Annotated in this window: 7 protein-coding genes and 1 pseudogene; 7 read left to right on the forward strand and 1 reads right to left on the reverse strand. The window is 33.8% G+C overall.

Annotation, left to right across the window (positions count from 1 at the left end; all coding sequences use genetic code 11):
- The first annotated feature begins 411 nt into the window (after positions 1-411).
- Complete coding sequence (gene yhbH / locus AAG068_RS02880; RefSeq protein WP_342717730.1) at positions 412-1,587, forward strand: sporulation protein YhbH; 1,176 nt, start codon at positions 412-414, stop codon at positions 1,585-1,587.
- A gap of 137 nt (positions 1,588-1,724) precedes the next feature.
- Entirely contained in the window at positions 1,725-4,517 is a 2,793-nt protein-coding gene (locus AAG068_RS02885; RefSeq protein WP_342717732.1) for a leucine-rich repeat domain-containing protein, read from the forward strand.
- A 214-nt stretch (positions 4,518-4,731) separates the two neighbouring features.
- Here the strand turns inward: AAG068_RS02885 and opuD are convergent, their stop codons facing one another.
- On the reverse strand, positions 4,732-6,282 hold the full coding sequence (gene opuD / locus AAG068_RS02890; protein ID WP_342717734.1) for a glycine betaine transporter OpuD: 1,551 nt from the start codon (positions 6,280-6,282) through the stop codon (positions 4,732-4,734).
- Between the two features lie 268 nt (positions 6,283-6,550).
- On the opposite strand from opuD, the gene colA reads away from it, so the two are divergent.
- The 5 genes and pseudogenes from colA (at position 6,551) to AAG068_RS29865 (ending at position 14,201) form a co-directional block, all read left to right on the forward strand.
- On the forward strand, positions 6,551-9,448 hold the full coding sequence (colA, locus tag AAG068_RS02895; protein ID WP_342717736.1) for a collagenase ColA: 2,898 nt from the start codon (positions 6,551-6,553) through the stop codon (positions 9,446-9,448).
- A 399-nt stretch (positions 9,449-9,847) separates the two neighbouring features.
- The gene (locus AAG068_RS02900) at positions 9,848-10,396 is read left to right on the forward strand and encodes an NfeD family protein (RefSeq protein ID WP_342717738.1); all 549 of its coding nucleotides are present in this window, start codon (positions 9,848-9,850) and stop codon (positions 10,394-10,396) included.
- A 12-nt stretch (positions 10,397-10,408) separates the two neighbouring features.
- Positions 10,409-11,983: a flotillin family protein gene (locus AAG068_RS02905; RefSeq protein ID WP_342717740.1), complete on the forward strand. Its 1,575-nt coding sequence runs from the start codon at positions 10,409-10,411 to the stop codon at positions 11,981-11,983.
- Between the two features lie 241 nt (positions 11,984-12,224).
- Positions 12,225-13,259 (forward strand): annotated as a pseudogene (locus AAG068_RS29860) (HAMP domain-containing protein); the annotation flags it as partial.
- An 81-nt stretch (positions 13,260-13,340) separates the two neighbouring features.
- Positions 13,341-14,201 (forward strand): methyl-accepting chemotaxis protein, encoded by an 861-nt coding sequence (locus tag AAG068_RS29865; protein WP_428845993.1) that lies wholly within the window; start codon positions 13,341-13,343, stop codon positions 14,199-14,201.
- Positions 14,202-14,331: the final 130 nt, after the last annotated feature.

Raw genomic sequence — 14,331 nt, forward strand, 5'->3', positions numbered from 1 at the left:
GACAGCGTTTTATTATCCATTCATATGTGTAAAGTGTCATACCTTGTCCAAATATAATAAATTAAGATGCAATTTTATGAATTTATTGTCAATTTTTTTTACAATATGCATATGATAGAGTAACCAACCATTCATACGAAAAAAGCCAACACAATACAATATGTTGCAAAGTGTAAATGTGTGCAACTGTGCATTGTGTTTCTTTCTTATCAACGGCTGAATGTTTCTTTCTAGTATGTGAGTGGCAAAATTTTGTTTAGAATGCTCGGAGTATTATATGAAAAACGTTATATATGTTTATGGGATGAATTTCGATGGGCAGTTACCTTTCATTCTAGCTTGCACAGTATAAAACAAAATTTCTAGCTTGCTGTTCATATAGGAAGACAATTACAGTAAGGAGGGAAAGAAATGGGTGAAGAAAACCAACCAAATTATACGGTTTCACAGGAAAACTGGTCCCTCCATCGCAAAGGATATGACGACCAGCAACGCCATCAAGAAAAAGTACAAGAGGCAATTAAAAATAATTTGCCTGATCTTGTAACAGAAGAAAGTATAGTTATGTCTAATGGCAAGGATGTTGTAAAAATACCAATTCGTTCTCTAGATGAATATAAGATTAGATACAATTATGATAAAAACAAACATGTTGGGCAAGGAAATGGTGATAGCAAAGTTGGTGATGTCGTTGCGAGAGATGGATCAGGTGGTCAAAAGCAAAAAGGACCAGGAAAAGGGCAAGGCGCAGGGGATGCGGCTGGAGAAGATTATTATGAAGCTGAAGTCTCTATCCTAGAATTAGAGCAAGCATTTTTCAAAGAGTTAGAATTACCTAATTTAAAGAGAAAAGAAATGGATGAAAACCGGATTGAACATGTTGAATTTAATGATATTAGAAAAACAGGATTATGGGGCAACATCGATAAGAAAAGAACGATGATATCCGCATATAAACGAAATGCGATGCGTGGTAAAGCATCTTTCCATCCAATTCATCAAGAAGATTTAAAGTTTCGCACTTGGAATGAAGTATTAAAGCCAGATTCAAAGGCTGTTGTATTAGCGATGATGGATACGAGTGGATCGATGGGAATATGGGAGAAATATATGGCACGGAGCTTCTTTTTCTGGATGACGAGATTTCTACGCACGAAGTATGAAACAGTAGATATTGAATTTATTGCCCATCATACGGAGGCAAAAGTAGTTCCAGAGGAAGAGTTTTTCTCAAAAGGAGAAAGTGGCGGAACGATATGTTCTTCTGTATACAAAAAAGCACTCGAGCTAATCGATAATAAATATTCACCAGACCGCTATAATATTTATCCATTCCATTTTTCAGACGGTGATAATTTAACATCAGATAATGCTAGATGTGTAAAGCTTGTTGAAGAGTTAATGAAGAAGTGTAATATGTTTGGGTATGGGGAAGTGAACCAGTACAACCGCCACAGTACCCTCATGTCAGCCTATAAAAATATTAAAGATGAGAATTTCAGATATTATATTTTAAAGCAAAAAGCAGACGTATTCCATGCGATGAAGAGCTTCTTTAGGGAAGAATCAGGAGAGAAAATGGCATAACCCCTTTAAACAAGGGGTTATTTTTTTTGTAAACTTTTTATTTTTCTAGTTGAAAATGATAATGAAAATCATTATCATTCATTCGAGATATGATTACATTTAAATTTATATTTATATATTTTGGAGGAGATGTAAAGTTGAAAAAAAATAAAAGAAAACATATAAATGCGATGATTATAGCTGCGGCGTTATCACTTCCATTTGCTGCGTACTCAACGCCTGCTTTAGCAGCCGTAGCAATTGAGATGAATAAAGCTGGACATACTTTAGAAGATGGTACATATGATGCTGTTATGAAAGCATATAAAGATAAAACGAATGAAGAGTCTATGGCAGCTGTTTATATAAAGAATCCTAAGTTAACAATTGAGAATGGAAAGAAAATCGTAACGGCAACGTTAAGTGATAGTGATTTCTTTAAATACTTGAAAACAGAGGATATTCACACTCCTGGTGTGTTTCATGATGTAAAGGTCATATCAGAAGACAAAAAGAAGAATGGGACGCAGGTTATTCAATTTGAAGTTGGAGAATTAGGAAAAAGATACAATATGCAAATGCATATTTATATTCCGACAATGGCTTATGATAATAAATATCAAGTGCAGTTTGAAATAAATGCTCTAAATTTAGAAAACAATGTTCCAGAAAAACAAAAGGAAAATAAAGAGGATAAAGTGGATCAACAGGATGAAAGCGGAAATGTAATAGTAGATAAGCAATTACAAAGACATGTTAATAAATATAATTTGAATAGAGAGAATCTAAATACCCCAATAACTAAGGAAGATTTATTAAAGATTAAAACATTATCAATTTACTCAGGTGAAGGAATAAATGAAATAACTGGTTTAGAACATATGACAAATTTAGAGAAGTTGACGTTACGAGAGTCTAATGTAAAAGACATATCAGCCATCTCGAAATTGAGAGGTTTGAAGTACGTAGATTTATCTTCTAATCCAATTGAAAATATTCATCCAATTGGGCAGTTAGAGAATATTAATATGCTTTTTTTAAGAGATAATAAAATTTCAGATCTTACACCATTAAGTAAAATGAAAAAAATTAAAACATTAGATTTAATCGGTAATAACATTAAAGATATCCAGCCATTATTTACATTATCAACTATGAAACAATTATACTTAGCAAATAATCAAATCAGTAACCTTACTGGAATTGACCAATTAAATAATGTGGAACTACTATGGATAGGGAACAATAAAATTAATAATGTTGAATCTATTAGTAAAATGAGTAATCTTCTTGAACTAGAAATTGCTGATAGTGAAATAAATGATATCTCACCATTATCTAAATTAGGAAAATTACAAGTACTAAATTTAGAAGAAAACTATATTTCTGATATATCACCGCTGAGCACTTTAACAAATTTAAATGAGATAAATCTTGGAGCGAATGAAATTTCTGACGTAAGACCTGTTGAGGAATTAGGTAAGCGAATTTCAATTGACATTCAAAGACAAAAAATCTTTTTAAATGAAGCAAGCGTAGATGAAGAAATAAAAATTCCAATATACAATCTTAAAGGAGAGCCACTTCAAAATATTAATGTGAAAAGTGAGGGGGCCGTTCTGAATAATGGATTTATAAAATGGAATAGCCCTGGAGAAAAAATATATGAATTTAAACTAGATACTAATTCTACTGAAAGTAAAATTAGATTTAATGGTGCGGTTATACAGAATATAGTTGAAAAACAAAAAGAACGTGAAAATGTAATTCTCGATAAAACTTTACAACAATATATCAATAAAGAGAATTTAGGTAGAGAGAATTTAAACGCTCCTATTACAAAAGAAGATTTATTGCAGATTAAAAACTTAGAAATACTTAAAGAAAAAGGAAAAGATATAAAAGATATAACAGGTTTAGAGTACATGACGAACTTAGAAAAACTTACTTTAGAAGGAGTAGGTTTGAAGAATATTGAATTTATCTCGAACTTAGAAAAGTTGAACGCTGTGAATGTATCTCATAATCAAATTGAAGATATAAGCCCATTATCTTCATTGAAGAATTTACAGTGGTTAAATCTTGCGGATAATCATATCAAAGATGTATCAGTTTTTGGCTCAATGTTAGACCTACTTAGTTTAAAATTAGCTGGAAACGAGATTCGGGATGTAAGGCCGTTAATACAATTAGGTCAGTGGTTTACAATTGATGTGGGAAGACAAAATATCATTTTAAATGATGCAAAAATAAACGAAGAAATTCAAGTTCCTGTATATAATTTAGAAGGAGAAAGTATTGAAAATATTCAATTGGCAAGTGAGGGAGGGACGTTTAATAACGGAGTAATAAAATGGAGTACCCCAGGTGAAAAGGTGTATAAATTTGATTTGGATTCTGATGAAATTAGTATAAGTTTTAACGGAACGGTAATTCAAAATATAATTGAAAAAGAAGAAGTAAAAGAGCCGGTAAAAGAAGTTGAAGAATCGAAAGAAGAAGTAAAAGAGCCGGTAAAAGAAGTTGAAGAACCAAAAGAAGAAGTAAAAGAGCCGGTAAAAGAAGTTGAAGAGTCAAAAGAAGAAGTAAAGGAACCGTCAAAAGAAGTTGAAGAATCGAAAGAAGAAGTAAAAGAACCAGCACAAGAAGTTGAAGGATCGAAAGCTGAGGTAAAAGAAGCAGGAAAAGCAATTGAAGGTTCAAAAGATGCAGTAAATCAATCAGCAGTAGTTCAAGAAAAAAACGTGAATAATCAAGTTGTGGCAGAAAAAGTAGTAGCGAATCAAAGTGTGAAAGAAAATAAACCAGCAGTTACTAAGCAAGAAGAAAGTAAGAAATCGCTAGGAGCAACAGGTGGTCAAGAAAATAATGTATCTTTATTTGGTGGCTTAGCATTAGTTCTTTCAGCACTGAGTATGTTTGTATTTAGAAAGAGATTATTTAAGAAATAAAAACGCTTAATCTTATTATAATGTAAAATAGTTATATAAGGTGTTAAGAAGAAAGCATGTTTACAACACTATATAATAGAGTAAAAAACCCATTCGTATGAAAATTATATTTCATACGAATGGGTTTTATTTCATTTACTTTTCCGCCCTCAGTAATAACGGATTCAGGACTAATTTGAGGACCGAATTCTTTTTTTAGAAGAGGTGTTAATCGTTACATAACCTTTTTTATTTTTTTCGGAACTTCTTTCGCTTGCAAATTAACATCTTCTTTTCGTAGCTCTTTAAAGAGTGAGGTAACCATAAGGACGACTACGATAGAAAATGGTAGTGCTGCGATTATAGCCGCAATTTGCAGTGCATTTAATCCTCCAGCTTGTAATAAAATAGCTGCAATGATCGCGATTGTTAATCCCCATATAAGTTTTAAACTATTTTTCGGTGATAAGCTTCCGTTACTCGTTTGCATTGAAACAACAAATGTTGCCGAGTCAGCAGAAGTAACGAAAAATGTGGCTACTAAAATTAACCCGATAATTGTTAAAAATGTAGAGAACGGTAGGTGTGAAATAACAGCAAATAATCCAATCTCTGTACCATTTTTGGCGATTTCATCAGCTATACCAAGCGATTGGAACATTTCCATATGGATAGCGGTACCGCCAAATACTGCAAACCAAAATGTGCAGATAAGAGTTGGGATTAATACAACTCCAAAAATAAATTCTTTTATTGTGCGTCCTTTAGAAATACGGGCGATGAATGTACCGACGAATGGAGACCAAGAGATCCACCATCCCCAATAGAAAATAGTCCAGTTTTCTATCCAAGAAGAAGATTTTTCATTAAATGCTCCTAAATTTAATCCCATACTAGGTAAAGCTCCGATATAAGAACCGAGTGTAGATGTGAAATATTTCATAATGAATACAGTTGGTCCTAAAAGTAAAAAGGAGACGAGTAAAATACCTGCAAGAGAGAAATTTAAGTTACTCAAATATTTAATCCCACGATCTAAGCCAGTTTGTGCGCTTGTTAAATATAAAACAGCGAAGATTGCGATAAGTATGAGCTGTGTAAGTAAAGTGTTATGAATAGAAGGGAATAAATAGCTTAATCCTCCGGCGATTTGTTGAGCACCAATCCCAACAGATGGCACAATACCGAATACAGTGGCTAAAACAGCTAAAATATCGACTGTTTTTCCGATAGGAGAATTTCTCGATCGATTAAATAATGGAGTAACTGTAGCCCCAATTGTGCTACCTTTTTGTTTGCGGAATGTGAAATATGCAATTGTTAAAGCAACCATTGCGTATAGTGACCATGGAAAGAGACCCCAGTGGAAAAATGAATATTGCATAGCGAGCTTGGCGCTTTCCTCTGTACCTGCTTTTCCTGTTAGTGGATCTGTAAAATGTGAAATCGGTTCAGCGATTCCATAAAAAAGGAGTCCAATTCCCATTCCTGCCCCAAATAACATAGATAGCCAAGATGGATAACTATACTTTGGTTTTTCTCCATCCTTACCAAGACGAATAGAACCGTACTTAGAAAATGCTAAATAAGCGGCTAAAATAATCATTGCGGTCATAAGTAGAGAGTAAAACCATCCAAATTTATTGAGGATAAATGAATTTAAGGAAGATGTAACGCTTTGTAAATCATAGCCTTGTATCCAACTTGCCGGGGTAATTCCCCATATGATGAATAATGTTGTTAGCAAGATGGAGATATAAAATACACTGTTCTCTTTTTTTATCATAGAATCCCACCCTTGTTTAATAAAGTTAACAATTATATTAATCATAACAATTAAAGGGTTAATTGTCAAAAAATTCGATTTTTAGAACGTGTAAAGGGACTGTTTAATCGCTATAGTTTCATACCTATCGGAGGTTAGATAAAGGAGAGATTGTTCACGATATGTACAAAATGTAAGAAAAAATAATATGAAATATTGCATTTTATATTATTGTATCTAGATTTTATGTTAAATTCGTGAATGGAATCTTTAAATAGGGGGCAAGGATATGAACAAGAAATCAAAAATTAATAAAGTAATGCTTAGCATTAGTACAATGGCTCTATCACTGGGGGCAATTCAAACTCATGCATCAGCAGAAGAAAAGGTGCCATATAATGTATTGCATTCGAAACCAGTTGGAATTGAAAAGCCAGTAGATGAGATTGGACACGTTTCTAAAGCAGAGGAAACATTATCGTTTCAAGAACGGTTAAAAGTAGGAGACTTTTCGCAGCGACCAGCATCTAGTATGAAGAGCTCAGAAGTAAAGCAAATGAAAGAAAGCTATTCAATGGCTGATTTAAATAAAATGAATGATCAAGAATTAGTCGAAACACTAGGAAGTATTAAGTGGAATCAAATTACAGACTTATTCCAGTTCAATGAAGATGCAAAGGCTTTTTATAAAGACAAGGAAAAAATGCAAGTAGTTATAGATGAATTAGCTCATAGAGGTAGTACATTTACGAAAGATGATTCAAAAGGAATTCAAACGTTTACGGAAGTGTTACGTTCAGCTTTTTATCTTGCATTTTACAATAATGAATTAAGCGATTTGAATGAGAGAAGCTTCCAGGATAAATGTTTACCTGCTTTAAAAGCAATTGCGAATAACCCAAACTTTAAGCTTGGTACATATGAGCAAGATTCAGTCGTATCGGCATACGGTAAATTAATCAGTAATGCTTCAAGTGATATAGAAACGGTTCAATATGCAGCTAATATTTTAAAACAATATAATGATAATCTTCGTACGTATGTAGACGATCGTATGAAAGGACAAGCTGTATACGATATGATGCAAGGGATTGACTATGATATACAGTCTTACTTAATTGAGGCTCGTAAAGAAGCGAATGAAACGATGTGGTATGGGAAAATAGATGGGTTTATTAATGAAATAAATCGTATCGCTCTTCTAAATGAAGTAACACCAGAAAATAAGTGGCTTGTTAATAATGGAATTTATTTCGCTAGCCGTTTAGGGAAGTTTCATAGTAATCCAAATAAAGGATTAGAGGTTGTTACACAAGCAATGCATATGTATCCGCGTTTAAGTGAGCCATATTTTGTTGCAGTAGAACAAATTACAACAAATTATAATGGGAAAGATTATAGCGGCAATGCAGTAGAGTTAGAGAAAATACGTAAAGAAGGAAAAGAACAGTACTTACCAAAAACATACACATTCGATGATGGATCTATCGTGTTTAAAACAGGGGATAAAGTATCAGAAGAAAAAATTAAGAGACTATACTGGGCTGCGAAGGAAGTAAAAGCGCAGTATCATCGTGTAATTGGAAATGACAAAGCATTAGAGCCAGGCAATGCAGATGATGTATTAACGATAGTGATTTATAACAGTCCAGAGGAGTATCAGTTAAATAGACAACTGTATGGATATGAAACAAACAACGGTGGAATTTATATTGAAGAAACAGGAACATTCTTTACATATGAGCGTACGCCAGAACAAAGTATTTATAGTTTAGAAGAATTATTCCGTCATGAGTTTACCCATTATCTTCAAGGGAGATTTGAAGTGCCAGGTTTATTTGGAAGAGGAGATATGTATCAAAATGAGAGATTAACTTGGTTCCAAGAAGGGAATGCTGAATTTTTCGCAGGGTCTACTCGTACAAATGATGTAGTACCGAGAAAGAGCATCATTAGTGGATTATCATCTGATCCTGCAAGCCGTTATACCGCAGAGCGCACATTATTTGCTAAATATGGTTCTTGGGATTTCTATAATTACTCGTTCGCATTGCAATCTTATTTATATACACATCAATTTGAAACGTTTGATAAAATTCAAGATTTAATTCGAGCGAATGACGTGAAAAATTATGATGTTTATCGTGAGAATTTAAGTAAAGACTCTAAACTAAATAAAGAGTATCAAGAGTATATGCAGCAGCTAATCGATAATCAAGATAAATATAATGTACCGGAAGTAGCAGATGCTTATTTAGCTGAACATGCATCAAAATCGTTAACAGCAGTAGAGAAAGAAATTAGTGATACATTACCGATGAAAGATGCAAAAATGACAAAACATAGCTCTCAATTCTTTAATACATTTACACTAGAAGGCACATTTACAGGTAATGTAACAAAAGGTGAGTCAGAAGATTGGAAAGCAATGAGCAAAAGAGTAAATGAAGCTCTAGAACAACTAGCACAAAAAGAATGGAGTGGCTACAAAACTGTTACAGCATACTTCGTCAATTATCGTGTGAATAGCTCAAATCAATTTGAATATGATGTAGTTTTCCACGGTATCGCAAAAGATGATGGAGAAAATAAAGCTCCAACGGTTCATATAAATGGTCCTTATAATGGCCTTATAAAAGAAGGTATTCAATTTAAAAGTGATGGCTCAAAAGATGAAGATGGAAAAATCGTTTCTTATTTATGGGACTTTGGAGATGGAAGCACAAGTGCAGAGGTTAATCCAGTACATGCATATGAAAGAGAAGGAACTTACAAAGTTGCGTTACTAGTAAAAGATGATAAAGGGGAAGAGAGCAGAAGCGAAACAACTGTTACGATTAAAGATGGAAGTTTAACAGAATCAGAACCAAATAATCGTCCAGAAGAAGCGAATCGTATTGGGCTAAACACTACTATAAAAGGTAGCCTTATCGGTGGAGATCACACTGATGTTTATACATTTAATGTAGCATCAGCGAAAGATATCGATATTTCTGTTTTAAATGAGTATGGAATCGGGATGACATGGGTGCTTCACCATGAATCAGATATGCAAAATTATGCTGCTTACGGTCAAGCTAATGGAAATCATATAGAGGCAAAAATGAATGCAAAACCAGGTAAGTATTATTTGTATGTATATAAATATGATAATGGCGATGGAACGTACGAATTATCAATAAAGTGAAACTTTAATCAGTGGGGGTTTTCTTCATCCCCCACTGATTATTAGTTGAACCAATCGGACTTTTATGGGCAGTTGATCCCCCGCCTAAATTCTTTGCTTTCGCTGAATTTTGAGTTGGGGGTCTTACTGCCCATTAAAGCGGGATAAAATAAGTGCTTTTCCAATGTATGTTTAACTTTACTTTTTGTGGAAAATAGTGTATTATATAGATATATAATATATCGGTTATTTACTAGGAGGAGCCTGTCACAATAGGCTTCTCCTGTTCTTTTTTAGGGGGCCTGTCTTACAGGCTTTTCTTTAAAAAGTAAATAACTGAAAATTAAGAACAATAATCTTTGAAAGAGGTGGGGCATACACATAACAAAAAAGGGATTGTTTAAGAGAGGGGGATAAGAAATGGATTTGTTTGGTTATCCACTTGAAACAATTTATTTATACGGATTTATTATTGCTACTATACTCACTGTTATTTATATCTTTTTTGGAGATATATTTGAATCCATATTTAGTTTTGGAGGCGGATCGGTATCCGTTGTTACTTTATTACTTAGTTTTTTCGCCATGTTATGTGGACTTAGTTATATAGGAGAATATTTATTTTCCTTTAATAGCATTCTTATTTTCGGGGCTGCATGTGCTATATCCTTTATTGGTGTATTCATAATGAAAATACTAATTTTAAAGCCGATTGCAGAAGCAGAACAAAATACTGTGCAACGTATGGATGAGTTCATAGGTTGCAAGGGAGAAGTCATTACGACAATTCCTACAGAAGGATTTGGAGAAGTACTAATCTCCTCTCAATTTGGAAGTAATGCAATTCCAGCTAAAACAATTGGGAAAAAAGATATTTCACAAGGAACTGAGGTTATTATCGAGGGAGTCCAAGATGGTGTTTTACTTGTACAAAACATCGCTTATTCTTTAAAAAAACCAAAATTATAAGGGGGAATTCACATGACTATTCCATTAATTATTGGTGGAGTGTTACTCGCAATTTTAATTCTACTCATTTTAGTATTCATTACGAAGTATCGAACAGTTGGACCAGATGAAGCGTTAATTGTTACAGGGAACTGGCTTGGTGGCGGAAAAAATGTAGTTACCACTGATGATGGAAAGAAGATTAAGATTATTCGCGGTGGCGGTACATTCGTAGTTCCAATTATGCAACGAGCAGAGCCTTTAAGCCTATTAAACTACAAGTTAGAAGTGGGTACACGTGATACGTATACGAAGCAAGGTGTTCCAGTTACAGTAAATGGTGTTTCTATTATTAAAGTAGGTTCTACAATTGAAGAAGTATCTACAGCAGCTGAGCAATATTTAGGAAAAGAAACAGAAGAGTTAAAAGTAGAAGCAAAAGAAGTTTTAGAAGGTCATTTACGTGCGATTTTATCTTCTATGACAGTAGAAGATGCGTATAGTAATAGAGAGCAATTTGCTCAAAAAGTACATGAAGTAGCTTCTACTGATTTAAAGAAAATGGGTCTTCGCATCGTTTCCTTTACAATTAAAGAAATTATGGATAAGAATGGTTACTTAGATGCACTTGGTCAGCCGCAAATTGCGACAGTTAAGCGTGATGCAACAATTGCGAATGCAGAGCGTGAAAAAGAAGCTCGTATTGAAAAAGCTCGTGCTGAGAAAGAAGCAAAAGAAGCTGAATATCAACGTGATGCTCAAATCGCTGAAGCTGAAAAACATAAAGAATTAAAAGTACAATCTTATAAGAGAGAGCAAGAACAAGCTCGAGCAGACGCGGATCTTTCTTACGAATTACAACAAGCGAAAGCACAACAAGGTGTTACAGAAGAACAAATGCGTGTTAAAATCATTGAGCGTGAGAAACAAATTGAATTAGAAGAAAAAGAGATTGCGCGTCGTGAAAAGCAATACGATGCAGAAGTAAAGAAAAAAGCAGATGCAGATCGCTATGCTGTTGAGCAATCAGCAGAAGCAGAAAAAGTAAAACAAATTAAAAAGGCAGATGCGGATCAATATAAGATTGAAGCTGAAGCGAGAGCTCGTGCAGAAGAAGTACGTGTAGAAGGTTTAGCGAAGGCAGAAATCGAAAAAGCGCAAGGTCAAGCAAAGGCAGAAGTACAAAAAGCGCAAGGTACAGCGGAAGCAGATGTTATTAGGTTAAAAGGTTTAGCAGAAGCGGAAGCGAAACAAAAAATTGCAGAGGCATTTGAGTTATATGGCCAAGCGGCGATTATGGATATGGTTCTTAACATGCTTCCAAGTTATGCGAAGGAAGTTGCAAGCCCACTTAGCAACATTGATAAAATTACAGTTGTTGATACAGGCGGCGGTGGTAAAAATAGCGGCGCCGGAAAAGTTGCAGGTTATGCGACTGATTTAATGGCAACGATGCAAGAAACGTTAAAAGCATCTTCTGGCATTGATTTAAAAGAGTTATTAGAAGGATTTGCTGGAAAAGGAGCAGTACAGCAATTATCAAGCGATAAACCTGTTGTATCTGTAGTAGAAGATGAGAAAAAGGAAGTAGAAAAAGAGAAAGAATAGTAAAGCGGGAGGGACCTCTAGTAAGTGCGATGCTAGAGGTTCTTCTGTGGATTATAATATTTCGAATAATATACATTTTTATACATTGTTTTAATTATTTAATTTATATAGAATGAAAAAGGTATATATTAACTCTTTAATAGAAAAAGAGACAAAGAGTTAATACAATTAATCGTGTAATTCATATAAATAAATTAAATGTGAGATAATTACATTTAAAACGGTATGGAGGGGTAGAAATATGTTTCAAGGGAAATTAAGGAGTAGTAGTCTAAAAGCAAAGTTACTTGTATCATTTGTTATCATTTTAATTCTTCCAAGTATTGTAATTGGTTGGACGTCTTATCAGCAAGCGAAGACAAACTTTAATGAAACGATTTCACAAACGGCGAAAGATAATATAAAAATTTTGGATAATGTAATTAATAAAGAACTGGATAGTAAAAAAGTAGATGCAGTTTATTTTACAAAATTATTTACACAATCAAGTTACCAAACGGATCAAATACAAAATATCCAAAATAAACTAGAAGAATATAATAAGTTACATCCAGAACTGGAAGCCATCTATACTGGATCGAGCAATGGGCAGTTTATTCAATCACCGTCTATTCAGATGCCAGAAGGATATAATCCTACAGAAAGAGATTGGTATAAAGAGGCAGTGAAAAAAAGTGGAGAAGTAATTATTACAGCTCCATATAAATCAAAAACGACAGGAAATATTGTTATTACAATAGCAAAACAAAATGAGGATAAGAGCGGTGTTCTCGGTATTGATTTAATTATTAATGATATCGTAAACACTTCAAAGATGGTTAATATCGGTAAAAAAGGATATGTAGCAATTTTTGATCAAGATAAAAATGTGGTAGCACATCCGACGATGAAGCCAGGAGATAAGGTAGAAGAGAAGCTTGAAAAAGAGTTGTACAAACAAGAAACAGGTGATTTTAATTTCACATTAGATGGTGAAGAGCGTCATATCACTTTTAAAACAAATAAGATAACTGGATGGAAAATAGCAGGAATTATGCCTGCAAAAGAAATTATTGAAGCAGCTGAACCTATTTTCTATAAAACGATAACTGTTATTGGTATTTCATTAATAATTGGCGGGATTTTAATTTACTTCATCATTGCTTCTATTATCAATCCGTTAAAACAACTTGTTACATCATCGAAAAAAATTAGTGAAGGCGATTTAACAGAATCCATTACAGTTCATTCTAAAGATGAAATTGGACAGCTAGGAGAAAGCTTTAACGAGATGGCAGCCTCATTACAGAAGGTCATTTCTAATATAAATACTTCAGCAAGTCATGTAGCGGCATCTTCAGAAGAGTTAACAGCTAGTATGAAGCAGACAAGTGAAGCGACGGAACAAATTACACAAGCGATAGAGCAAGTATCGAGCGGAGCGGAAATACAAACGAAAGAAGTTGAAGAAGGCGCAACATTATTAGAAGAAGTTACAGAAGGAATTCAGCGTGTTGCAGATAGTTCTTCATTAGTATCTACAGCATCTATGTATACGAAGAAAAAGGCTGAAGATGGTGGGAAGTTAGTTGAACAAACTGTGAATCAGATGCAATTAATCCATGAGTCTGTTTCACAATCAGATAAAGTGATTGTTTTATTAGATGATAAGTCGAAACAAATTGGAGCAATCCTTGAGGTGATTCAACATATTGCAGAGCAGACAAATTTATTAGCATTAAATGCTGCAATTGAGGCTGCGAGAGCTGGAGAACAAGGAAGAGGATTTGCCATTGTAGCAGATGAAGTGCGAAAGTTAGCAGAACAATCAGGACAGTCTTCTACGGAAATTGGAAAACTAGTAAAAGAGATACAATTTGACATAAAAGAAACGGTAAGTTCTATGAAGCAAGTTGGAACAGAAGTACAATCAGGACTTGTAGTTGCAAATGAAACGAAGCAAAGCTTTGCTGAAATATTGAAATCTACAGATGATACAGTTGTACAAATTGATAATATGGTAGAAGTAGCGAAACAAATGACAGTAGATGCAAAACAAGTTAGTGCATCTATTAATGAAATTGCAGCTACGATTGAAGAAAATGCAGCAAGCGTTCAAAATATTGCTGGTTCTTCAGAGGAACAATTAGCTTCAGTAGATGAAATCAATGCAGCAGCAGTTCATTTATCGCAAATGGCAGAAGAACTACAAGAGATGATTAGTAAGTTTAAAGTGTAATAACAAATGTTAAGAAACGAGGTAATAATTTTACTTCGTTTCTTTTTTTACGAAGAGAAAAAGAAAGAAATATAGAGTAACCGTGTTATGATTTAAGTATAATTAAAAAAGACTGTATATTCTTTAAATT

The sequence above is a fragment of the Bacillus paramycoides genome (assembly GCF_038971285.1).
GTDB lineage: Bacteria > Bacillota > Bacilli > Bacillales > Bacillaceae_G > Bacillus_A.

Coding starts and splice junctions, on each gene's coding strand:
- AAG068_RS02905 (WP_342717740.1), top strand. CDS start 10,409: ATGACTATTCCATTAATTATTGGTGGAGTGTTACTCGCAATTTTAATT.
- AAG068_RS02900 (WP_342717738.1), top strand. CDS start 9,848: ATGGATTTGTTTGGTTATCCACTTGAAACAATTTATTTATACGGATTT.
- opuD (WP_342717734.1), bottom strand. CDS start 6,282: ATGATAAAAAAAGAGAACAGTGTATTTTATATCTCCATCTTGCTAACA.
- colA (WP_342717736.1), top strand. CDS start 6,551: ATGAACAAGAAATCAAAAATTAATAAAGTAATGCTTAGCATTAGTACA.
- AAG068_RS29865 (WP_428845993.1), top strand. CDS start 13,341: ATGAAGCAGACAAGTGAAGCGACGGAACAAATTACACAAGCGATAGAG.
- yhbH (WP_342717730.1), top strand. CDS start 412: ATGGGTGAAGAAAACCAACCAAATTATACGGTTTCACAGGAAAACTGG.